Raw genomic sequence first — 21,191 nt, forward strand, 5'->3', positions numbered from 1 at the left:
AGGCCCCCGTCGCGCGAGCGGCGGGGGCCTTTTCGTGCGCCCGCGCGCAGTTCCCGATAAACCAGCGAAAAGCCACAAAAGCGTATGGCTCGGGCCGCGTCAGTCACAGACCGTTGCTCCCGCCAGACAAAAGGGCGGTCCCGGAGGGCCTTCGGCCGAGGGGGACCGCCCTAGCCAGGTCCGGGGGCCAAGGACGGAACGCCGGGCCCGACGGCCCCGATATGACCACGGAAAATCACCGTTCCGCGGGCGGAACAATAACCGGCTTATCAAGGTCATCGTAAATATCGCATTACGCAAGCGGGCGCCGGTAAAAACGTCGTGAAATCGGGAACGAAAGCGAGCCGGATGCGGGGCCGAAAAAATCCCGCGCCCCCGTGGGAGGCGCGGGATTTCCGCGGTGCGAAAACGACGGTTCAGGCCCGGGCGAGCGTCCCGAGGTACAGCTCGATGACCCGCGGGTCGTTGATCAGGCCCTGTCCCGACGCGGTGTAGGCGTTGCGGCCCTGGTCGAGCACGTAGCCGCGGTCGCAGATCTGCAGGCACCGCCGCGCGTTCTGCTCGACCATCACGACCGTCACGCCGGTCGAGTTGATCTGCTTGGTCCGGAAGAACACCTCGTCCTGCAGCGCCGGCGACAGACCGGCCGACGGCTCGTCCAGCAGCAGCACGCTGGGCTCCATCATGAGCGCCCGGGCCATCGCCACCATCTGCCGCTCGCCGCCCGACATGAGGCCGGCCCGCTGCTTGCGCCGCTCGGCCAGGGTCGGGAAGAGCTGGGTGACGAACTCGAAGCGCTCCTTGAACCGCTTGGGGCGCAGGAACGTGCCCATCTGCAGGTTCTCCTCGATGGTCAGCGCCGCGAAGACGTTGTTCGTCTGCGGCACGAAGCCGATGCCCCGCTCGACCAGCGCGTGCGCCTTGAAGTTGGTGATGTTCTCCCCGCGCAGCGTGACCGCGCCGGAGCGGATGTTCACCAGCCCGAACATCGCCTTGAGCAGCGTGGACTTGCCGGCGCCGTTCGGGCCGATGATGCCCACGAGCTCGCCGTCGTGCACGTAGAGGTCGGCGCCGTTGAGGATGTTGACGCCGGGCAGGTATCCGGCGACGACGTCGTCGGCCCGCAGGATCGCGCCCTCGGCCTTGCTCAGGTGCTCGGAACGGTCGACGATCTCGTTGCTGGCCGCCGCCGCGGTCTCGTCGGGCAACTCCGTGTCGTCGGGCAGCGCGGTGTCGTCGGGCAGTTCGGGAGAGACGGTCACGATCGGTCCTTTCCGTCGGAGCCGTCGGCCTGCGACTGCTCCCGCTCGAGCTCGTCGGCGGCCGGGATCAGGGCCACGTCGCCGCCCTCGGCGAGCTCGCCGGCGTCGACCTCCTCGCCGCCGACGGTCTTGACCGCGCCGTCGTGGTGGGCGCCCAGGTAGGCGTCGATCACCCGCGGGTCGGCCATGACCTTGTCCGGGGTGCCCTCGGCGATCACGCCGCCCTGCCCCATGACGATGATCCAGTCGCTGATGTCGTGGACCATGTCCATGTCGTGCTCGACGAACAGCACCGTCATGCCGTCCTCGCGCAGCTGCTTGACGTGGCCGAGCAGCGACTGCGTCAGGGCCGGGTTCACGCCGGCCATCGGCTCGTCGAGCATGACCATGTCGGGCTGCACCATGAGGGCCCGCGCCATCTCCAGCAGCTTGCGCTGGCCACCGGAGAGGCTGCCGGCGAAGTCGTCCTTCTTGGCGATGAGCTTGAAGCGGGTGAGCAGATCCTCCGCGCGGGCGGTGATCTCCTCCTCCTGCTGCTTCCAGATGCCCGGGATGAGGGCGCGCCAGAAGCCCTCGCCCTTCTGCCCGGTGGCGCCCAGCCGCATGTTGTCCATGACGGTGAGCTTGGACAGCGCCTTGGTCAGCTGGAAGGTGCGGACCATGCCGGAGCGGGCGACCTTGTGTGCCGGTACCCCGGAAAGGCTCTTGCCATTGAACGTCCAGGACCCCTCGTCCGGCGCGTCGAAGCCGGTGAGCAGGTTGAAGAACGTCGTCTTGCCGGCGCCGTTGGGCCCGATGAGCGCGGTGATCGAACCGCGCTGCACCTCGGCGTGCTTGACGTCGACGGCGGTGAGGCCGCCGAAGCGGCGCACGACGCCGTCGGCGACGAGGATCGGGTCGGGCTTGGGCACGCCCGGCTCGCACGCGACGCCGGCCAGGGCCGCCGTCGCCCGCTCCTTGGCGGTGCCGGTTGCCTGCAGGGGCTCAGCGGACATCGAGCATGACCTCCCTCTTGTCGCCGAAGATGCCCTGCGGCCGGTAGATCAGCAGCAGGATCAGGCCGATGCCGACCAGGATGAACCGCACCGATCCGGCCTGGTTGGTGCTGATCAGCCACGACGGGATGTCCTTGTGGTTGATCGCCTCGGACAGCGTCGAGTCGATGAAGACGAGCAGCACCCAGAAGATCGACGCGCCGATGACGGGGCCGAAGACCCGCGCCGCGCCGCCGAGGATGACGATCGTGTAGGCGAAGAACGTGAACTCCGTGCCGTACGTGTCCGGCTGCACCGCGGCCCGGTCGAGGGCGAAGACGAAGCCGCCGAGCGAGCCGATGACGCCGCCGAGGACCAGCGACTGCATCTTGTAGGAGAAGACGTTCTTGCCGAGGCTGCGCACCGCGTCCTCGTCCTCGCGGATGGCCTTGAGTACGCGGCCCCACGGGCTCTTCATCAGCAGCCAGACGACCAGGCAGGCCAGCAGCACCAGGCCCCAGCCGACAACCAGCACCCACAGCTCACGGTCGGTGAACGTGATGAGGTCGGCGATGTTGACGCCGCTGCTGCCCTGCCACGGGCTCAGGTCGTAGAACTGCTGCGAGAAGTTCTGCAGGCCGTCCGAGGCGCCGGTCCACTTGCGCAGGCCGGTGGCCCGGTAGAGGAGGCGGATGATCTCGGCCGCGGCGATCGTGACGATGGCGAGGTAGTCCGCGCGCAGCCGCAGCGTGGGGATACCGAGCAGCAGCGCCAGGATGATCGCGGCGGCCAGGCCGATCGCGACGCCGAGGAAGAACGGCAGGCCGAACGTGGAGACCGTGATCGCGATGCCGTAGGCCCCGACGCCCAGGAACGCCGACTGCCCGAAGTTGAGCAGGCCAGTGTAGCCGAAGTGGACGTTGAGGCCGATGGCCGCGAGCGCGTAAGCAATAGTGGTGGACCCGATGATTGCTTCCAGCGAGACGCTGAAGATGGAGTGCCAGTTCATCGTGTCCCCCTCAGCCGATCCGGGTCCGGCGGCCGAGGATGCCCTGCGGCCGGAAGAGCAGGATCACGATCAGTACGGCGAGCGCGCCAACGGTCTTGAGCTCGGACGGAATCCACAGCGTCGACAGCTGCACGAACAGGCCGATGACGAGGCTACCCACCAGGGCGCCCCAGGCCGTGCCGAAGCCGCCGAGCGTGACGGCCGCGAAGACCAGCAGCAGGATCTGGAAGCCCATCTGGTAGCCGACGTTCTGGTAGGTCCCCAGCAGCACGCCGGACAGGGCGGCCAGGCCGCCGCCGAGCGTCCAGACCAGCCGGATGATGCGGTCCACGTTGATGCCGGAGGCCGCGGCGAGGGCCGGGTTGTCGGCGACCGCGCGGGTCGCCTTGCCCAGCCGCGTGCCGAGCAGCGCCCAGGACACGCCCACGATGGCCAGGATGGCGATCACGTCGCAGACGAGGTTCTTCGGCGCGATCGTGAACGGCCCGTACTGGTGGCCGGGCTGGCCGTTGTACTCCCCGAAGGACTTGGCCTCGCCGCCGAAGAAGTACAGGAAGATGTACCGCAGGGCGAGGGACAGACCGATCGAGATGATCATCGTGGTCACCATGTTGGTCCGGCGCCGGCGCAGCCAGCCCCAGAACACCCGGTCCTGGGTGTAGCCGGCCACCGCACCGATCACGACCGCGATGAGCCCGGACAGGATCAGCGGCAGCCCGATGGTCACGTTGAACAGGAAGGTCATCAGCGCGCCGAAGGTGACCAGCTCGCCATGGGCGAAGTTGGTCAGGCCGGTGGTGCCGAAGATCAGCGAGACGCCGAGCGCGGCCAGCGCGATGATGAGCGCGAAGTGGATGCCGGTGTAGAGCAGGTCCGCGTAGCGGTCGAAGCTCGACGGCGCCTTGGGGGCACCCGGGTTGTTCTGGCCGGCGGCGCCCGCGGCGCCGAGCGGGAACAGCACGTTGCGTGCCTGCCCGTCGGCCACGGTCGGCGTCAGGCTCGGGCGGTTGTTGGTCAAGGTCAGACCGGACGGGAGCGAGGACACGTCGAGGTCGACCCGGTACTGGCCGGGGCCGGGGACGGCGATGGTCCACTTGCCCTGAGCGTCTGAGGTTGCTACGCCGACGGACGCGCCGTCCTGGGTGAACGCACTGATCTTGACCCCGGCGACGGGTGCGTCGCCGTTCTTCAGCGTTCCCTGCAACGCTTCCCCCTCGGCCCAGGCGCTTGTAGCGCCGACGCCGAAGGAGAGCATCACGCAGGCCAGGAAGGCCGTGAGCATGATCACGGCTCTACGCAATGGTGCTCCTCGAATAACGGTGACTCACGGTGCATCCCGACCCTCGGGACTGGCGGATCATAGCCCGGGGTACAAGGCATTTGCGCGCCGTTATCAAGCCGTTATTCGATGTCGAGCAAGCTGCCACCAAACATGCCGTGCGCAGGTAAAAGGTCAGGACTCGGCGGTTACAGTGCTGTTTCCGCCGGCGGTCTCCGCGATGATGCGATCGGCGACTTCCCGCATCGTCATGCGGTGGTCCATCGCGGTGCGCTGGATCCATTTGAAGGCCTGCGGCTCGTTCATGCCGTACGTCGCCATGAGCTGGCCCTTGGCGCGCTCGACGACCTTGCGCGTCTCGAGCCGCTCGGTGAGCGTGGCCACCTCGGACTCGAGCACCGCCAGCTCCGAGTACCGCGACACGGCGATCTCCACCGCCGGCACCAGGTCACTCTTCTGGAACGGCTTCACCAGGTAGGCCATCGCACCCGCCGCGCGCGCCCGCTCCACGAGGTCGCGCTGGCTGAACGCCGTGAGGATGACGACCGGCGCGATCCGCCCGCCGGCGATCTTCTCGGCCGCCGCCAGCCCGTCCATGATGGGCATCTTGATGTCCAGGATCACCAGGTCGGGCTTGAGCTCCTCGGCGAGCCGGACAGCCGTCTCGCCGTCGCCGGCCTCACCGACGACGTCGTAGCCCTCCTCCACGAGCATCTCGCGCAGGTCGAGGCGGATGAGCGCCTCGTCTTCCGCGATGAGCACCCGACGGCTCTGTGCCTCGGCCACAAGCCTCTCCCGATCCGATCCGACGCGTTCGACGGCGGTTACCGTCGCGATCAGAGTAGTGGGTACCCTAGTGCGGCGTACTCGTCCCGGTATCCCAATCGGCAGAGGAACGGAGCTCAAACCTCCGACAGTGTGGGTTCGAATCCCACCCGGGGCACCAAACCGGCACACAAGCCCCACGAGAACGTGACGCCGGACACCATACGACCTGCGTAACAACCACGGCTCGCGCGACGCGATTCGCGTTCCGTCGATCCCGCGGGCCTGAACGAGCACTCAGGACACACTTCGCCCATCTCCACCGCGACCCTAGCACGCACGCCACATGTCGGATATTTCGCACGTCGGGGTAAAAATCGGGCGCAGCAGCCACGCTGCCGGAGCATACAGCCACGCTGTTGGGGGGACAGCCACGCAGTCGGTGCGAACAGCCACGCAGGCGGAGCGGACAGCCACGCTTCGGAGCGGACAGCCACGCTTCGGAGCAGACAGCCACGCTTCGGAGCAAGGGCCTCGCCCCCGGTGTGGTCGAGACTCTTGCGCGGCGCACAAGGCGCCGACGACGGCTTCGGGCGGCGACTCCTCCCGATCGGCCCCCTGCAATCGGCTGCACGCCGGCGAAGTGCGAGTGAGGGCGGTGCAGAGAGACGAGCGCGGACTGCGCCGATCGTAAGGGCGGTGCAGAGAGACGAGCGCGGACTGCGCGGAGATCGTGAGGGCGGTGCAGAGCCGCGACTGCAAGGGGTGCAGAAACCCGAGTGCGAACGGGGCGGCGGCACGGCCGAGGGCGGTGCGGGAAGGCGACCGCGAGCCGTGCGCAGACGCGACCCCGGGCCGTGCGGGAAGGCGACCGCGGGCCGTGCGCAGACGCCACCGCGGGCCGTGCGCAGACGCGACCCCGGGCCGTGCGGGAAGGCGACCGCGGGCCGTGCGCAGACGCGACCGACGGCCGTCCGCAGACGCGACCGACGGCCGTCCGCAGACGCGACCGACGGCCGTGCGCGGACGCGACCGACGGCCGTCCGCAGACGCGACCGACGGCCGTGCGCGGACGCGACCGAGGGGCGCTAGTCGAGGTGCACCGGCTCGGCGCCCTCGGTCAGCAGGTCCAGGGCCGCCCCCGTCACGACCTGCGCCGGTTGCCGATCCCGGCCCGCGATCGCCGCCAGCCGCTGCACCGGCAGCCGCTCCGCCTCCAGCGCCGCCGCGAAGACCACGTTGCCGAAGCGGCGCCCCCGCAGCAGCTCCGGCCGCACGATCAGGCACACGTCGGCGAACGCGGTGCGCAGGGTCGCGGCCTGGCCCCGGGAGAAGTTGAGCGGGGCGAGGTCGGCGACGTTGAGGGCGTACACGCCGCCGGGGGCGAGCAGGCGCGCCACCGAGGCCGCGAAGCCGACGTCGGAGACGCTCTCGGGCATCTGGGCGGCGTCGTAGACGTCGCCGATGATCAGGTCCCAGGCGCCGGGTTCGAGGTCGGCGACGCTCGCGCGGGCGTCGCCGAAGAGCAGGTCGATCGAGGCGTCCTCGGGCAGGGGCAGGATGCGCTGGACGAACGCGGCCAGGCGGCGGTCGCGCTCGATCACGAGCTGCGGGGAGCCCGGGCGGGTCGCGGCGACGTAGCGCGGCATCGTGAACGCGCCGCCGCCGAGGTGCAGCACGCGGATCGGCTCGCCCTCCGGGAACGCGGCGTCGACGACCGAGCCGAGGCGGCGGGTGTACTCGAAGTACAGGTGGGTCGGGTCGCGCACATCGACGTACGACTGCTGCACCTCCTCCACGAGGAGCGTCCAGCCGCCCTTGCGCCGGGGGTCGCGGACCAGGCGGGCCGCGCCGAACTCCCCGTTCTCGGCGATTCCGTCGACGATCTCCCGCCAGCTTCCCATTGGGGCACAACCTACCGTGCAGGTGCGAAACCCTCAGCTGAGGGCAGGACCGGCCGAATCTGCGGACATGGAGGGCCGCACCACCGTCATCCGCACGGTCGACGACGTCATCGACGCCCGCGCGGTCACCACTGTCTTCCAGCCCATTGTGCGACTCGACGCCTGGAACCGCCGCCGGCACGAGGTCGTCGGCTACGAGGCGCTGACCCGCGGCCCGGCCGGCACCCCCTGGGAGGAGCCGCTGCCGCTGTTCGAGGCGGCGGCCGGGCGCGGGCGGCTCGCCGAGCTCGACTGGGTGTGCCGGGCCGCCGCCTACCGCGCCGCCCTCGACGCCGGCCTGCCCTTCGGGCTCACGCTCTTCGTCAACGCCGAGCCCGCCGCGCTCGGCGTGCCGTGCCCGCCCGACCTGGCCCCGACGATCCTCGACGCCCAGCTGCGGCTGCGGGTGGTGGTCGAGATGACCGAGCGGGCCATCGGCCACGACCCGTCGGCGCTGCTCACCGCGGCCGAGGCGTGCCGCGGGGCGGGCTGGGGCGTGGCCCTGGACGACGTGGGCGCGGAGCCGGCGTCGCTGTCGGTGATGCCGTTCGTTCACCCCGACGTGGTCAAGCTCGACCAGCACCTGACCCAGCGGCCGGCCGGCGCCGCCGAGGCCCGGGTGGTCAACGCCGTCGTCGCCTACGCCGAGCGCGCGGGCGCCGCACTGCTGGCCGAGGGGGTGGAGTCCCGCGAGCACCTCGACGCCGCGCTGGGCATGGGGGCCACGCTCGGGCAGGGCTGGCTCTTCGCCCGGCCCGGCCCGCTGCCGGACGACGTGCGCACCCGCCCCGGATCGGGCACCGTCCCGTTCGTCGTCGCGCCCGCCTCCCCCGGCGGCCGCACCCCGTACGAGCTCGTCGCCGCCCGCCGGCCCACCGCCGAGGCGACGAAGCGGATGCTGCTGCCGCTGAGCCACTACCTGGAGGCGCGGGCCCACGACCCCGCCGAGCCGCCGATGCTGCTGGCCTCGTTCCAGGACGCCCGGCACTTCACGCCCGCGACCGCCCGCCGCTACCGGACCCTGGCCCGCGATGCCTCCCTGGTCACGGTGCTGGGCACGGAGCTGCCGAGCACACCGGCGGAGGGCGTGCGCGGGATCGCGCTGGCGAGCGACGACCCGCTGCGCGGCGAGTGGAACGTCATCGTGGTCGGGCCGCACTTCGCGGGCGCCCTCGTGGCCCGGGACCTGGCCGACACCGGCCCCGAGGAGCAGCGGCGGTTCACCTACGCGCTGACGTACGACCGCGATCTGGTCCTCGACGCGGCCCGTGCGCTCCTGCAGTGGGTTGTGCCAACATAGGCGTCCATGGGGCGCCTGCTCGTCGTCGCGCTGCTCATCCTGGTCTCGCTGGGTGGGGCGGCGCTGTCCGGGCACGCGCCCGTCGCGCAAGATCCGGCGCTCCCCCCGCTCCGGGTCGAGCTCACCCAGGGGCGCGTCGACGAGGTGCGGCACACCGTGCAGATCTCGATGCACAACGACGGGGCCGAGAAGCTCGTGGTCGAGCGGGTCGAGCTGCAGTCGCCGTCGTTCACCGGCACCGAGCCGGTCAGGGCCGACGCGTGGCTGCCGCCGGGCGGGCTGCAGGTCGACGTGCCGGTGTCGTACGGCCGGGGTGTCTGCGCCGGCGACGAGCTCACGCCGCGCGCCGCCCCCTCGTTCGTGGCCCTGCGCGTGCACACGGAGCAGGGCCCGGCCCGCGACGTGCGGTTCCCGCTGACCGATCCGAACCCGATGCTCGACAAGTTCCTCGCGATCGACTGCCAGCAGGCGTACCTCGACCGCCAGGCGACGTTCACCTTCGGCCCCTGGACCCGTCTGCCCAGCGGCTGGGTCGACGGCACGGTGGTGGTCCGGCGCACCGGCTTCAAGGGCACGATCACGCTGCGGGAGTTCGCCGGCAGCATCCTGCTCGAGGTCATGCCCGTCCCGCTGCGGGAGGCGACCCCGAAGCCCTACGGCGTGCTCCCGCCCGGGACCGACGAGCTGCAGATCCCGATCATCGTCGACGGGGAGCGCTGCACCCCGCACGCGCTCGCCGAGATCAAGAAGCCGTACGTGTTCCCGGCCTGGGTCAGTCTCGACGGCGGCCCGCCGCTCTACACCGAACTCAAGATCACCGATGCCGAGGTCGCCGCGTTCAAGCCGGTCATCGACGCCTGCGCGGCCGGGCACACGCAGATGTGACCGCGGAGTTTTAAGCCAGCTTTAGGCCGGTTGCGACGATGTGACGGCTGGTGCCATGCTCCCAGCCATGTCCGAGGCCGGTCGGCGGGCCCAAGCCGCTCTCCCCGCCGTCGCCCTGCTGGTCCTCGCGACCGGGGCGGCGCTGGGCCTGTCCACGCTCCTCGGCTTCGCCCCGCTGCCGCCCGCCTGGCGGATCGTCCTGGCGCTCGTGATCGCGCTGCTGCTCGCGCTGGCCGCCGCCGACCAGGTGCGGGCCGCGCTCACCGACTGGCAGGGGGCGGCCGCCGCCGAGTGGGGCGCGCACCGCCGCCCGCGCCGCAACCTCGTCACCGGCGACATCACCCAGCCCAGCCGCTCGCCGGAGCGGCCCAAGGTCCGCCGGCCGTCCTGGGCGCGCCTGGTGATCACCGTGCCGCTCGCGCTCGTCCCGGCCGCGCTGCTGTGGGTGCCGCGGGTCCCCGGGCACGCGGTGGCGCTCGGGGCGACGACGTTCCTGCTGGGGTACGCCGCCTACGCCCTGCCCGTCCTGCCGCTCCTGCTCACCTGGCCCCTCCCCCGCCTGCCCCGCGAGCCCTGGCCCTGGCGGCTCCTGCTCGTCCCGCTCGCCGACCGGCGGCTCTGGCGCGCCGGCGAGCTCGCCACCCTCGGCCTCGCCACCCTGGCGTTGCTGCGCGAGCGGGTGCTGACCCGGGCCACCGGCATCGTCGTGGCGACGCTCGGCCTGCTGCACCTCGTGCGCGGCAACCCGAACGTGCTCGACGGGGGCGCCGCCCGGGCCGGAGGCCTCCTGGGCTTCCTCATCGCCGAGCCCTTGGCGTTCGTACTGTCCGCAGGCGGCGCGATCGCCCTGCTCGGCGGCGTGCTCGGGGTCGCCGCGGGGGTCATCGCCGCGTCGGTCGGGCGGGCCTGGGGCACCGTCACCGGGTACGCCACCCTCGCCCTCGCCGTCGCGGTGCCCCTCGGCGCCGTCGGGGCCGGGCACTGGTACGGCTACGAGTACTTCCTGCGCACCGAGAACGGCCGCGTGGTCGTCGTCGCCGGGCTCTCCCCCACCCACCGGCAGGCGGTGCACGACACGACGCTGTCGGTCGACGGGCTCACGCCGTCGCTGCGGCAGCTCTTCGCCGACGGGCTCCCGGTCGCCGACTACGCCGACGGGGAGCGCATCGCCAAGGCCCTCGCCGCGCCGTCCACCGCCGCGGCCGACGCCTACGCCGGGGAGCAGTTCGACCTCAAGGCCGGCGAGTGCTTCGACTGGATCGGCGGGTCGTCGCAGCTGCGGTACGTCGCGCAGTGCAACGCCGCCCACGTCGGCGAGGTCACCTTCGTCGGGCACCTGCCCTTCACCGTCGACCCCGGCGAGAAGGCGGTGCAGGTCGCGACCCGGGCGATGTGCGAGCAGTCGTACGGCGACTACCTCGGCGTCCCCTTCGGGCAGTCCTTCCTGACGCTGGAGAAGCCGCTGCTGCCGCCGGGGCTGGACAAGGCCTGGCACGCCAAGCCGGTGATCGCCTGCTGGCTGCAGTCCGTCGGGCCGTGGCCGCTCAAGGGCACCCGGACCGTCGCGGCGCTGCAGCAGAAGGCGGCCTGGGGCCCGGCCGGCGGCTGCAAGATCGAGGTGCCGGACGCGCTGCGGATCACCGCCGAGCAGCCCAACGTGCGCTGCGTGGCCCCCGGCCCCGAGCAGCGCCTGAGCGTGCCGGGCGCCGGCTTCAACATCGACCTCGAGTTCGCCGCGATCGGCAAATCGGCCGGCGGGGCCCGCATCGGGGCCGGGTGCTACGACGGGTCGAACCTCGCCAACGGGTACAGCTTCGAGGTCACCGCCGACGGGGTGATCGAGATCTACAAGCACGCCGGGGACCAGCACCCCCGGGTGGCCGCGTCCGCCAAGCCCAAGAACGCCGCCCCGCCGACCACCGCCTCGACGCCGCTGCAGGTGACGTGCAAGCCGACGGGCGACGGCGGGGTCGAGCTGACGGCGTTCTCGACCGGCAACCGCAAGGCGACCTACGTGGACAAGGAGAACCCGTTCACGTCGCTGAGCCCGCGCCTGGTCCTGGCGAACGCCTCCACCGCCGGCGTGGTCATGACCACGATGATCTTCAGCGCGACCCGCCTCTAGGCAGTGCCTTGCTGATCAGGCGGCGACGTCATGCTGCTCCGGCGCATACACGTCCGGGCCGAGGACGGGCTGAGACGAATCATTGATCACGGCGAGTACGGCCGTGACGATCCTGCCGACTCCGTCCGGGTCAACGAGCAGATTGGCGATGTGTGTGTCGAGGCCGTCTTCGCCCGGCGGCCGATCCAACTCGTCTGCGCCGGTACCGCCGGCGAAGATCTCAGTGATCACCTCGGTCACCACCGTCTCAGGGGCCTGCCGCCGCCGCCCCATGCGGATGCGGATCTCCTCGATGGCGCGGTTGGACAGCTCGAGCAACCGGTCGTCCTGCGCCTCGCGCCGTTGGCGCAGCGCTACCTGCGGTTCCTCCTCTTCGTACAACGGCCGCAGCCGCTGCTGCTTGCGGGCGAGCGGTTCCTGGACGAACCGCTCGTACCACGCAGGGCGGCAGCGCATGACGGTGAGCACCCGCGCAATATCGCGTTCAACGGCTGCGGTGTCGGTGCCGTAGGTGCTCGTGATCTTCTCGTGCCGCTGGGCCCATGCTTCGAGCGGCCAGAGGCCATTGCCTGCGGCCACCGGCACGCCGACCCAATCCAGGATGCTCAATGCCAGCCAGGTCAGCCACGCATCGTCGTGCAACGCCTTCTGCAGCCACTGGGGCAGCCGGGGCCGTTGCATCGCACCCACGCTGCCCCGTCGACGGCGGTTGGCATCGACGAGGGCCGCGTTCAACCGGCTGACGATCCAGCCGTCCAGGTTGCTGATCCGAATCCGGGCCTGACGGAGGAGATCTTCGACGACCGCGTCGACATCGTCCGCGAACCGATCATGACACTCCGGGTCGAGCAGCCGGCTGCTTACTGCACAGCGAACATGTCCGCGTCGTAATTCGAGGTGCCGGGTGATCTGGTGGAAGACGATCGGCATGGCTAGCCGGTATGCTGCCCCGGTCAGCGTCCGGCGGTCGCGGCCATCAAGTGTTTCGGCGAATTCGGCGAGAGGCGTGCGAGCGGCCAGTTCCCGAAGGAAGTCGCAGTCGTCCCTGATCGGCGCCCTGCTGGCCAGTGCACGCGTCGAGGTGACCGTTCGCCGTGGTTGGGCGTTCGCGGCGGTGATCCGCTGCCAAGCCGTGAGCCACGCATCGACGTCGACCGGGATCTGCTGCGCGCAGACGGACACGAAGGTCTTCACGGTCGCCTCGGTCGGCCAGATACGGCCGACCAGCAGGTCGCCGACGGTACTCTTTGCCAGCACACCCTTGGAGCTGTCGGCCACCTGCTTGTATGACAGGCCGGCCTGGTTACGCAATGCCCGCAGTCCGGCGCCAAACTGCGCTCGGGTCTGCGCTGCGGCAGGGTCCACCAGCTCGTCTGCGGCGGCAGCACCCTCGGTCGGGGCCGGGTTGGTCGGGGCCGGGCGCGCGGCTGCGGCCGCGGCGTCGTAGCGCTGCCGCCACGCGGCAAGCTCACCCGCATCGGTCACGCCGCATGCGGTCACGAACTTCTCCACCTTTGACCATGACGGGATCGTGCCGCCGCCCGTCGCGGCCGTCATCGACATTGCCGTTCCGCTGTAGTAGACCCGCCGGCCCAGCTCTCCGTAGCTGACCTGTGCCGCCTCGCGGAGCGCCCGCAACTGCCGCGCCATCGGCGCCCACGGATCGTCGGGGTCCAGGGCGCGTTCCGGTCTAGGCATGCGCACCACCGGCCTCGAGTTGGCGGAGATGATGACGTGCCTGCTGCCACCGTCGCTCCCACCTGGGAATCCCGCGGTCCAATCCGCCGGATGCGCGGACGTAGGCAAGCGCGACTGGGAGGGTCGGCAGCCGCTTGCCAGCGGCCGCCTCGGTCAGCACCGACGGACGGAAAGAGACCTTCCGTCCGGCTTGTTCGTAGGTGAGGTTGCTGCCGATCTTCAGGCCCAGCGGGCCGCTCGCGAAGGCTGCGAGCGGCCCCTGGGGATCGATCGGCGAGTGTGGCCTGCCCACCCGCCTGGTCATCTGGTCAGGCCAGACCGGGAGAGAACCAGCGGAGCCGCTGGTACGGCTCGCCGGTCAGCCGGCGACCGATCTCGACCGCGCACCCTGCGGTGAACAGCACGAGCCCGATGCACGCGATCGCCGGGTACCCGGCGGTAACCGCGCTCAGGACCGTGGTCACCACTAGGACCACGACCACGACCCGGATTTTCATCGCCGGGACGGTGCCGGTGAGCCGGCACCCGATTTCGACCCCGCCGGCGGTGGCGAACAGCACGATCGCCACCGATTCCAGCGGCGGCCACCCGGCCTGCAGCAGCGCCGAAACCGCAGCGCTGACCAGCAGTAACACAGCAAGACGTGCACGAAGGACCATGCAGAACTCCTTGGGTCTGTTCACCTGGATGGTTTGCCGTACCGGCTCGTGTTCCGGGTTTGACCCGTGGCCTGAACACGCGCGTTACGTCATCATGAGGTGTATCGAAGCCCTGAATCGAGCCCAGAGTCCGTTTTGGGGGCCGGTTTCGTGCCGTCCGTTGAAACCCCAGCCGCCAACAGCCCCGCCGCGGAGCGCCTAACCGCGTATCACCAGGTCAGGCGGAGTAGCGAGTAGGTGCGCAACGGACTGTCCGTCAGTTATCCAGCGAGAGCCCGAAGGTCTGTTCACCTGGATTAACTGGCTTGAGGAGGGGCCGCCGTTGGCCCGGCGCGCCCCTCCAACACCGTCGACATGAGTGTCGTGGCTCTGGACCTGTTCATCAACCGGTACACCGCCAGCAAGCCGGCGACACGCGACGAGTGTGCGATCCCTTCGGCCTTAGCATCAACGCCGCTCGACGTCGTCTACGCCGCACGTGAAGCAACGGCCGCACACGAACTTGAGCCGGGCGGGCTGGAAGCGTTGGCCGAGAGTGAGCGCCGGGCGTTCCCGCTCGGGCTCTGCGTCGTGAAGGAACTGCTTCGCGAGGGGCGCATTCGGGTCGGTTTTCCCGCGTCGGCGGGATTTGAGGCCTGGAGTGGTTCGCTCGACGAGCTGGAGTCGCGCATCGACAGGGCCGCGGAGGACCCGCGGTTCCCTTGGTGTTCGGAGATCTCTTCTGGATCGAAGGCATGCCGGAGGGCGAAGCCGTCGCCCGAGCCTTCCGATCGCACCCTTGAACCGACGGCTCAGAGGCCAGGCCGAGCGCCCGCCCGAAGTGGCGGATCGCCGTCAGGCGGCGGCCGCGGTGGGCATGACCAGCAGCAGTTGGCCGCCCGGGCGGGTCGACATGCGCACCGGCAGCGCCATCATGCGGCCCGCGCGGATGAGCACCGTCGCGGTGTCCAGGTCGGCCACGCGCAGCCCCGGCGAGCCGCTGCGCGCCGGGCCCGAGACCATGAGCACCCCGCGCCAGGCGGCCTCGGCCAAGCGGCGGGAGTGGCGGACCTGGCGGGTCGAGCGTGGCTCGGTGGGCACGGCGCACAGATCGGTGTACCCCTGCGCCCACGCGCGGTCCAGGAACTGCCCGGCTCCGGGGTCGCCGAAGACGCGGAAGATCTCGTACCGGTGGCGGTTCCCGGCCGTGTACCGGTGCACGCTCGCCGTGCGCCCCGCGGCGGTCAGCAGCTCGGCGAGCCGCTCGGCCGCCGCGCCGCGGTTGAACTCCGCCAGCACGCCGTCGAGAGATCGTGCCCGGGCGCCCCCCAGCGCCCGGGCACGGCCTCCACCTCCACACACCCCAGTACATCGCACCAGCACGGCCGCCTCGAACGCGGCGACGGTCGAGGCCCGGTAACGCTCGCCGCTCGGCACGATGTCCACCGCACAACCGTGGCAAACGGGCGGCCGCCTGCGGGAGGGTCCGCCCCGGTTCCTTGACGAACTCTTGAAGGTGACCCTCCCGTACCATGGGCGCACGATGCGGGTGATGCTGGTGGAAGACGACGCACGGGTAGCGGCCGCCCTGGCCACGGCCCTGCGCCGGCGCGGGCACGAGGTGGTGCACTGCCCGACCGCCCAGTCCGCCCTCGACACGTTCGCGGGCGAGCCCTTCGACCTGGTGCTGCTCGACCTCAACCTGCCCGACGGCGACGGCATCGACGTGTGCCGGACGCTGCGCCGCAAGGACGAGAGCGTCGCGATCATCGCCGTGACCGCCCGGGCCGAGGAGCGCGACCGGGTCGCCGGGCTGCAGACGGGCGCCGACGACTACGTGGTGAAGCCGTATTCGATGGCCGAGCTCAACGCGCGCATCGAGGCGGTGCTGCGCCGGGCCGCCCGGGCCGCGCCGCCGCCGAGCGAGGTGCTCACGGCCGGGCCGGTCACCGTGGACGTGGCCGCGCGCCGGGTGGTCTCCGGCGGGCGGGACGTGTCGCTGACCCGCAAGGAGTTCGAGATCCTCGCGGTGCTGGCCCGCACGCCGGGTGTCGTGGTCTCCTACGACCGGCTGATCCTCGCCGTCTGGCAGACGAGCTTCGTCGGGCGGCACACCCTCGACGTCCACGTCGGCTCGCTGCGCGCGAAGCTCGACGTGCCCGGGCTCGTGCAGACCGTGCGCGGCGTCGGTTACCGCATAGCGCCATGAGGGTCCGGCTGGTTTCGGTGTACCTCGTGCTGCTCCTGCTGGTGCTGGCGGCGCTGGAGGTACCGCTGGCGATCTCGCTCGCGGGACGGGACACCCAGCGGCTGGTCGCGGACCGGCTCGCCGACGCGACGCGGTTCGCCACGCTCGCCGAGCCGGCCCTGCGCGACACCGACACCGCGGAGCTGGCCGCCGAGCTGACCCGCTACGACGACGTCTACGGGGTGGCGGCCGTGGTCGTGGACCAGGACGCGCACCAGGTCGTCGGCTCCCGCCCCGACCTGCGCCTCGCCGACGGCAACGTGCTGCGCCAGGCCCGGCGCGCGCTCGAGGGCCGGGAGGCGAGCGAGGACGGCACGATCTGGCCCTGGCGCACCCAGCCGCTCGTCGTCGCGGTGCCGGTCGGCCGGGGCGGCGAGGTGATCGGCGCCGTCGTGACCGTCTCGCCGACCCGCAGCAACGCCAACGGCGTCGGCAGCGCCTGGGGCATCCTGGCCGGCGGCGGGCTCGTGGTGCTCTTCGCCGGCATCGTCGCGGCCTGGTCGCTGGCGCGCTGGACGCTGCGGCCGGTCGCCGAGCTCGACTCGGCCGCGCACGAGCTCGCGGCCGGCGACTACGCGGTGCGCGTCCCGGCCGCCGACGGCCCGCCGGAGCTGCGCCGCCTCGGCAGCGCCTTCAACGAGATGGCGGCGACCGTCGCCGACGCCCTGGAGCGGCAGCGCGCGTTCGTCTCGCACGCGAGCCACCAGCTGCGCAACCCGCTGACGGCGCTGCGCCTGCGCGTCGAGGACCTCGGCGCGGACCTCGCCGACCCGCAGGCGGTCGAGGGCCACCGGCTCGCGCTGGAGGAGGCGGAGCGCTTCGGCGAGGTGCTCGACAGCCTGCTCGCCCTGGCGCGGGCCGAGCGGGGCAAGTACGACCTCGCCGACTTCGACGCGGGCGAGACCGCCTGGGCCCGGGTGCTGGCCTGGCAGCCGGTGGCCGCGAAGAAGGACATCACGCTGCGGTACGTGCGCCCGGCCCGGCCGCTGCGGGCCCGCGCCGTGCGCACCGCGATCGACCAGGCCCTGGACGCGCTCATCGACAACGCGGTGAAGTTCTCGGGGCCCGGGACGACGGTGACGGTACGCCCCAACGCCGACGACCACGGCGTGGTCCTTCACGTGATCGACAACGGCCCGGGCCTGACCGAGGAGCAGCGCGAGATGGCGACCGAGCGCTTCTGGCGCGCCCCGGACGCCCAGAACGTCGACGGCAGCGGCCTGGGCCTGCCGATCGTCGCCGTGCTCGTCGACGCCTCCGGCGGCCGCTTCGACCTGCTGCCCAACGAGCCGTCGGGCCTGCACGCCCGGGTCTGGTTCCCCGCCGCGCTGTGACCCGCGCTACGCCTTCTGGGCGCGGTAGTAGCGGATCGCTCCCGGGTGCAGCGGCAGCGGCGGGGTCGAGATGGCGGAGCGGATGTTCAGCCGCGCGGCCGCCTGGTGGGCCTTCGCGAGCTCGTCGCGGCCCTCGAAGAGCAGGCGGGTGACGCCGTACGCCAGCGGCTCGCTCATCGACACGCGCACCACGAGGTAGTTGGCGATGCCGATGGCCACGGTGGCCGTGATGCCCGTGTACGTCGAGGCCGGCACCACCCGCTCGGCGTAGTAGTCGCCGTACTCCTCGCGCAGCAGCTGCACCGACTCCTCCAGCGGCAGCAGCGCGATCGGGAACGCGCGGGCCAGGTCGGCGATGGCCGCGACCGGCAGGCCGCCGGAGAAGAAGAACGCGTCGATGGTCCCCGCCTGCAGCGCCTTCACCGAGTCGTCGAGGCCGAGCGGCTGGGCGTCGACGGTGACGTGCGAGACCTCCAGCACCCGGGCGGCGGTGATCGCGGTGCCGGAGCCCTCGGCGCCGATCGAGACCTTGCGGCCCGTGAGGTCCTGCAGGCGCCGGATCCGGCTGCCGGCCGCGACGACGACGTGGATGTGGTCGTCGTAGAGGCGGGCCAGGGCGCACAGCTGCTTCGGGTGGCTCTGCTCGTTGCCGGCGGCGATGTCGGCCTGGGTGAACGCCACGTCGGCGGTGCCGTCGAGCACGCTCTGCACGTTGTACTGCGACGCCGCCGTGGTCAGCACGCTCGCGTGCACGTTGGGCAGGTACCGCTTGCACAGCTCGGCGATCGCCGTGCCGTAGCGGTAGTAGACGGCGCCCGGGCTGCCCGTGGCGATGCGCAGGTCGCCGGTGGCCTCGGCCCCGTCGCCGTCGCAGCCGGCCAGCCCCGGCAGGGCGAGCGCCAGCGGGCCGGCCGCGGCCAGGCCCAGCAGCGTCCGGCGTCTCATGCCGACACCTCCGCTTCGCTCCGGCGCCGGCCTGAGCCAAAGCTGTGCTTATGATGAGCGGCCACTCCGCTTCGCTCCGTACCGCTCATGCCGGCAGCCCCAGCAGCGGGCGCAGCGCCTCGATGGTCGCGGCCGCGCCCCGGTGGTGCAGCGTGGTCATGCCCAGCGCGCGGGCGGGCTTGAGGTTGCCGGGCAGGTCGTCGACGTAGACGCACTCGGCCGGGTCCAGCCCGACCGCCTCGGCCCCGAGCGCGTAGATCTCCGGCGCGGGCTTGCGCAGCCCGACCTCGGCGGAGATCACGACGCCGTCGAAGAGCTCGGCGAGCAGGACGCGGTCGTACCGGTCGAGCCCCCACGAGTTCGAGATGAGCCCGGTGCGGATGCCGGCGTCGTGGGCGGCCCGCACGAAGCCGAGCATCGCCACGTCGTCCCCGGCCTCGCCCATGAGCCGCGGGATGAGCCCCTCGGCGGCGATGCCGGGCCCGAGCAGCGCGGCGAACCCGGCCTCGAACCCGGCCTCGGGCAGCGTGCCGTCCTCGAGCCCGGCGAGCAGCTCCCGCGCCCGGGGGTCGGCGCGGAAGAGCTCGCGAACGGTCCCGGGCGCCAGCCCCTCCCGGGCGCAGAACGCGTCGAACGACGCGAACACGTCGGTGGTGAGCACGCCGCCCCAGTCGACCAGCAGACCCCTGTGCGTCATGCCCCGAGGGTAGTCACCCCTTCGCGGTCTCGGCGGCGAGGGCGAGCGCCACCTCCCGGTGCGACCCCGCCTGGCGCTGCCGGTGGGCGGAGGTCCCGCGGGAACGGAGGGCGGCCAGGAGCTCCAGCGCGGTGTCCCACTCGTCGCGGGCCTCCAGCGCCGGGCGCACGTGCTGCAGGAGCGCGTCGATGCGGACCCCGGCCGGGACCGCGGAGCGGGTCGCCGGGTCGACGAGGTGCCCGCCGAGGCCGGAGCGGGCCGCGCGCCAGGTGGCCGCGCGCAGCAGCACCTGCGGCGCCTCCGGCAGCGGCCGGCCGGCCTCGTCCTCCTCGGCGGCGACGGTGACCAGGGCCCGCGCGAGCGCGGCGAGCAGCACCACGTCGTCGAGGCTGGGGCAGGAGTCGGCGACGCGCACCTCGACGGTCGGGTAGCGGGCCGACGGGCGGGCGTCGAAGTACACCATCCCGGCGTCGCTGATCACGCCGCTCTCCACGAGGGTGGCGACGACCCGGTCGTACTGCGCCGCCGAGTCCAGGTCCGGCGGCGGCCCGACGGTGGGCCAGCGCGAGGTGACGATCGTGCGGTAGCTGGCGTAGCCGGTGTCCTGGCCGGCGAAGTACGGCGAGGAGACGCTGAGCGCGAGCAGGGCCGGCAGCCACTCCCGGATGCGCCGGGTGATGCGCACGGCCTGGTCCCGGTCCGGCACCCCGACCTGCACCTGGCACGCGGCCACCTGCTGCTCGTCGACGAGCTGCATGTACTCCTGGGCCATGCGCTCGTAGCGCTCGTTCGGGTACACCCGGCTGGGCGTGCTCCCGGAGCTCGGCACGGTGCCGGCGGCGACCATGGCCAGCCCGTGCCGGGCGGACGCCTCCGCGAGCGAGCGCCGCTTCTCGGCCAGGTCGGCCCGCAGCGCGGTCAGGCCGGTGTGCACGCCGCTGGCGGTCTCGACCATCGAACGGTGCAGCTCCGGCTCGGCGTCGGCGCCGCGCAGGACCCGGCGGGCGGCCGGCTCGAGGTCGCCGGTCTCGCCGTTGACGACGTGGAACTCCTCCTCGACACCGATGGTGTCCCCGACGGCTACCACCGGCCGTGCACCGACTCACGCACGAGGTCGTCGTAGACGCGGGCGACCGCGTCGTGGGTCTGCGCCGGCAGCGGCGGGAGCGCGGCGGCCGCGGCGTTGCCGCGGGCCTGCTCGGCGTTGCGGGCGCCCGGGATGACCACGCAGACGGCGGGGTGATCGATGATCCAGCGCAGCGCGAACTGGGTCATGGTGGCGCCCTCGGGCTTGAGCGCGGCCAGGCGGCGCACGGCCTGCAGGCCGGTGCCGTAGTCGACGCCGGAGAAGGTCTCGCCCTGGTCGAAGGCCTCGCCGTGGCGGTTGTACGTCCGGTGGTCGTCGGCCGCGAAGGTGGTCTGCTCGTCGTACCGCCCGGAGAGCAGCCCGCTGGCCAGGGGCACCCGGGCGATGATGCCGACCCCGGCCTTCTCGGCCGCCGGCAGGACCTCGTCGAGCGGCTTGAGCCGCAGCAGGTTGAAGATGATCTGAACGCTGGCCACGTTGGGCCGGGCGATGGCGGCGAGGGCCTCCGCGGTGGTCTCGACGCTCACGCCGTACGCCTTCATGCGCCCTTCGGCGACCATCTCGTCCAGCCCGTCGAACACGGCGTCGGTGTGGTAGACCTCGGTCGGCGGGCAGTGCAGCTGCACCAGGTCGAGGGTGTCGACGCCGAGGTTCTCCCGCGAGCGGTCGTTCCAGGCGCGGAAGTTGTCGAGGTGGTAGTTGGGCGCCTCCTGCGGCACCCGCCGCCCCATCTTGGTCGCCACCGTGACCGTCCGGTCCGGCGGCAGCGAGCGCACGAACCGCCCGACGAGGCGCTCGCTGCGCCCGTCGCCGTACACGTCCGCGGTGTCGATGAACGTCACGCCCGCCTCGTGCGCGGCGCTGAGCGTCGCGATCGCCTCGTCCTCGTCCACGCGGCCCCAGTCGGCGCCGAGCTGCCACGCGCCGAGCCCGACGACACCGACGGGGACGCCGGTGCGCCCCAGAATCCTCTCCTGCATGGAGACCACCCTAAGGCGCACC

General features: G+C 71.9%; 19 protein-coding genes and 1 tRNA gene. 6 read left to right on the forward strand and 14 right to left on the reverse strand.

Translation table 11 applies throughout. The features are described from left to right. Positions 1–416: 416 nt before the first annotated feature. The 5 genes from ACQP2P_RS36180 to ACQP2P_RS36200 all read right to left on the reverse strand — a co-directional run bounded on the left by ACQP2P_RS36180 (position 417) and on the right by ACQP2P_RS36200 (position 5,286). Positions 417–1,262: an ABC transporter ATP-binding protein gene (locus ACQP2P_RS36180; RefSeq protein WP_433608674.1), complete on the reverse strand. Its 846-nt coding sequence runs from the start codon at positions 1,260–1,262 to the stop codon at positions 417–419. Beyond that, positions 1,259–2,257, reverse strand: coding sequence for an ABC transporter ATP-binding protein (locus tag ACQP2P_RS36185; protein ID WP_433608676.1), 999 nt, complete (start codon positions 2,255–2,257; stop codon positions 1,259–1,261). Before ACQP2P_RS36185 ends, ACQP2P_RS36180 begins: the two co-directional genes overlap by 4 nt. Beyond that, positions 2,247–3,245: a branched-chain amino acid ABC transporter permease gene (locus ACQP2P_RS36190; RefSeq protein ID WP_433608678.1), complete on the reverse strand. Its 999-nt coding sequence runs from the start codon at positions 3,243–3,245 to the stop codon at positions 2,247–2,249. The genes ACQP2P_RS36185 and ACQP2P_RS36190 overlap by 11 nt, the downstream gene beginning before the upstream one ends. A gap of 10 nt (positions 3,246–3,255) precedes the next feature. Then, the gene (locus ACQP2P_RS36195) at positions 3,256–4,545 is read right to left on the reverse strand and encodes a branched-chain amino acid ABC transporter permease (protein WP_433608680.1); all 1,290 of its coding nucleotides are present in this window, start codon (positions 4,543–4,545) and stop codon (positions 3,256–3,258) included. A gap of 153 nt (positions 4,546–4,698) precedes the next feature. After that, a complete protein-coding gene (locus ACQP2P_RS36200; RefSeq protein ID WP_433608682.1) occupies positions 4,699–5,286 on the reverse strand; it encodes an ANTAR domain-containing response regulator in 588 nt (195 codons plus the stop codon). 107 nt (positions 5,287–5,393) lie between these two features. Between ACQP2P_RS36200 and ACQP2P_RS36205 the strand changes: the two genes are divergently transcribed. Further along, positions 5,394–5,470: transfer RNA gene (locus tag ACQP2P_RS36205), tRNA-Leu, on the forward strand. Between the two features lie 907 nt (positions 5,471–6,377). Here the strand turns inward: ACQP2P_RS36205 and ACQP2P_RS36210 are convergent. Beyond that, on the reverse strand, positions 6,378–7,193 hold the full coding sequence (locus ACQP2P_RS36210) for a spermidine synthase (RefSeq protein WP_433608684.1): 816 nt from the start codon (positions 7,191–7,193) through the stop codon (positions 6,378–6,380). Between the two features lie 67 nt (positions 7,194–7,260). Between ACQP2P_RS36210 and ACQP2P_RS36215 the strand changes: the two genes are divergently transcribed. The 3 genes from ACQP2P_RS36215 to ACQP2P_RS36225 all read left to right on the forward strand — a co-directional run bounded on the left by ACQP2P_RS36215 (position 7,261) and on the right by ACQP2P_RS36225 (position 11,542). Next, positions 7,261–8,532, forward strand: a complete 1,272-nt coding sequence (locus tag ACQP2P_RS36215) for a sensor domain-containing phosphodiesterase (RefSeq protein WP_433608685.1) — start codon at positions 7,261–7,263, stop codon at positions 8,530–8,532. Positions 8,533–8,538: 6 nt separating this feature from the next. Continuing rightward, entirely contained in the window at positions 8,539–9,417 is an 879-nt protein-coding gene (locus ACQP2P_RS36220; protein ID WP_433608687.1) for a hypothetical protein, read from the forward strand. Positions 9,418–9,484: 67 nt separating this feature from the next. Beyond that, positions 9,485–11,542: a hypothetical protein gene (locus ACQP2P_RS36225; RefSeq protein ID WP_433608689.1), complete on the forward strand. Its 2,058-nt coding sequence runs from the start codon at positions 9,485–9,487 to the stop codon at positions 11,540–11,542. Between the two features lie 15 nt (positions 11,543–11,557). Here ACQP2P_RS36225 and ACQP2P_RS36230 read toward each other — a convergent pair whose 3' ends face one another. From ACQP2P_RS36230 to ACQP2P_RS36245, 4 genes are all read right to left on the reverse strand, one after another. Beyond that, entirely contained in the window at positions 11,558–13,240 is a 1,683-nt protein-coding gene (locus ACQP2P_RS36230) for a helix-turn-helix domain-containing protein (RefSeq protein ID WP_433608691.1), read from the reverse strand. Next, positions 13,233–13,544, reverse strand: a complete 312-nt coding sequence (locus ACQP2P_RS36235) for a hypothetical protein (protein WP_433608693.1) — start codon at positions 13,542–13,544, stop codon at positions 13,233–13,235. The genes ACQP2P_RS36230 and ACQP2P_RS36235 overlap by 8 nt, the downstream gene beginning before the upstream one ends. A 4-nt stretch (positions 13,545–13,548) precedes the next feature. Continuing rightward, positions 13,549–13,899, reverse strand: coding sequence for a hypothetical protein (locus ACQP2P_RS36240; RefSeq protein ID WP_433608694.1), 351 nt, complete (start codon positions 13,897–13,899; stop codon positions 13,549–13,551). Positions 13,900–14,733: 834 nt separating this feature from the next. Next, positions 14,734–15,324, reverse strand: coding sequence for a hypothetical protein (locus ACQP2P_RS36245; RefSeq protein ID WP_433608696.1), 591 nt, complete (start codon positions 15,322–15,324; stop codon positions 14,734–14,736). Between the two features lie 97 nt (positions 15,325–15,421). Here ACQP2P_RS36245 and ACQP2P_RS36250 point away from each other — a divergent pair, with 97 nt between their 5' ends. Together ACQP2P_RS36250 and ACQP2P_RS36255 are read left to right on the forward strand one after the other, a co-directional pair. Beyond that, positions 15,422–16,087, forward strand: coding sequence for a response regulator transcription factor (locus ACQP2P_RS36250; RefSeq protein WP_433608698.1), 666 nt, complete (start codon positions 15,422–15,424; stop codon positions 16,085–16,087). Then, entirely contained in the window at positions 16,084–17,460 is a 1,377-nt protein-coding gene (locus ACQP2P_RS36255) for an ATP-binding protein (protein ID WP_433608700.1), read from the forward strand. The genes ACQP2P_RS36250 and ACQP2P_RS36255 overlap by 4 nt, the downstream gene beginning before the upstream one ends. 6 nt (positions 17,461–17,466) lie before the next feature. On the opposite strand, the gene ACQP2P_RS36260 is transcribed toward ACQP2P_RS36255, so the two are convergent. The 4 genes from ACQP2P_RS36260 to ACQP2P_RS36275 all read right to left on the reverse strand — a co-directional run bounded on the left by ACQP2P_RS36260 (position 17,467) and on the right by ACQP2P_RS36275 (position 21,169). Continuing rightward, entirely contained in the window at positions 17,467–18,405 is a 939-nt protein-coding gene (locus tag ACQP2P_RS36260; RefSeq protein WP_433608702.1) for a TAXI family TRAP transporter solute-binding subunit, read from the reverse strand. A gap of 85 nt (positions 18,406–18,490) precedes the next feature. After that, positions 18,491–19,102 carry an HAD family hydrolase gene (locus tag ACQP2P_RS36265; protein WP_433608704.1) on the reverse strand — a complete coding sequence of 204 codons (612 nt, stop codon included), beginning with the start codon at positions 19,100–19,102 and terminating at the stop codon, positions 18,491–18,493. A gap of 13 nt (positions 19,103–19,115) precedes the next feature. Beyond that, positions 19,116–20,189 carry a carboxylate-amine ligase gene (locus ACQP2P_RS36270; protein WP_433608706.1) on the reverse strand — a complete coding sequence of 358 codons (1,074 nt, stop codon included), beginning with the start codon at positions 20,187–20,189 and terminating at the stop codon, positions 19,116–19,118. Beyond that, positions 20,183–21,169 (reverse strand): aldo/keto reductase, encoded by a 987-nt coding sequence (locus ACQP2P_RS36275; RefSeq protein ID WP_433608708.1) that lies wholly within the window; start codon positions 21,167–21,169, stop codon positions 20,183–20,185. The genes ACQP2P_RS36270 and ACQP2P_RS36275 overlap by 7 nt, the downstream gene beginning before the upstream one ends. Between the last annotated feature and the right edge of the window lie 22 nt (positions 21,170–21,191).

The sequence above is a fragment of the Dactylosporangium sp. CA-139114 genome (assembly GCF_050955725.1).
GTDB lineage: Bacteria > Actinomycetota > Actinomycetes > Mycobacteriales > Micromonosporaceae > Dactylosporangium.

Excerpts from the sequence above, each read along its gene's own strand:
- ACQP2P_RS36185 (WP_433608676.1), bottom strand. The coding sequence starts at position 2,257 with ATGTCCGCTGAGCCCCTGCAGGCAACCGGCACCGCCAAGGAGCGGGCG.
- ACQP2P_RS36190 (WP_433608678.1), bottom strand. The coding sequence starts at position 3,245 with ATGAACTGGCACTCCATCTTCAGCGTCTCGCTGGAAGCAATCATCGGG.
- ACQP2P_RS36210 (WP_433608684.1), bottom strand. The coding sequence starts at position 7,193 with ATGGGAAGCTGGCGGGAGATCGTCGACGGAATCGCCGAGAACGGGGAG.
- ACQP2P_RS36215 (WP_433608685.1), top strand. The coding sequence starts at position 7,261 with ATGGAGGGCCGCACCACCGTCATCCGCACGGTCGACGACGTCATCGAC.
- ACQP2P_RS36220 (WP_433608687.1), top strand. The coding sequence starts at position 8,539 with ATGGGGCGCCTGCTCGTCGTCGCGCTGCTCATCCTGGTCTCGCTGGGT.
- ACQP2P_RS36225 (WP_433608689.1), top strand. The coding sequence starts at position 9,485 with ATGTCCGAGGCCGGTCGGCGGGCCCAAGCCGCTCTCCCCGCCGTCGCC.
- ACQP2P_RS36230 (WP_433608691.1), bottom strand. The coding sequence starts at position 13,240 with ATGCCTAGACCGGAACGCGCCCTGGACCCCGACGATCCGTGGGCGCCG.
- ACQP2P_RS36235 (WP_433608693.1), bottom strand. The coding sequence starts at position 13,544 with ATGACCAGGCGGGTGGGCAGGCCACACTCGCCGATCGATCCCCAGGGG.
- ACQP2P_RS36240 (WP_433608694.1), bottom strand. The coding sequence starts at position 13,899 with ATGGTCCTTCGTGCACGTCTTGCTGTGTTACTGCTGGTCAGCGCTGCG.
- ACQP2P_RS36250 (WP_433608698.1), top strand. The coding sequence starts at position 15,422 with ATGCGGGTGATGCTGGTGGAAGACGACGCACGGGTAGCGGCCGCCCTG.
- ACQP2P_RS36255 (WP_433608700.1), top strand. The coding sequence starts at position 16,084 with ATGAGGGTCCGGCTGGTTTCGGTGTACCTCGTGCTGCTCCTGCTGGTG.
- ACQP2P_RS36260 (WP_433608702.1), bottom strand. The coding sequence starts at position 18,405 with ATGAGACGCCGGACGCTGCTGGGCCTGGCCGCGGCCGGCCCGCTGGCG.
- ACQP2P_RS36265 (WP_433608704.1), bottom strand. The coding sequence starts at position 19,102 with ATGACGCACAGGGGTCTGCTGGTCGACTGGGGCGGCGTGCTCACCACC.
- ACQP2P_RS36275 (WP_433608708.1), bottom strand. The coding sequence starts at position 21,169 with ATGCAGGAGAGGATTCTGGGGCGCACCGGCGTCCCCGTCGGTGTCGTC.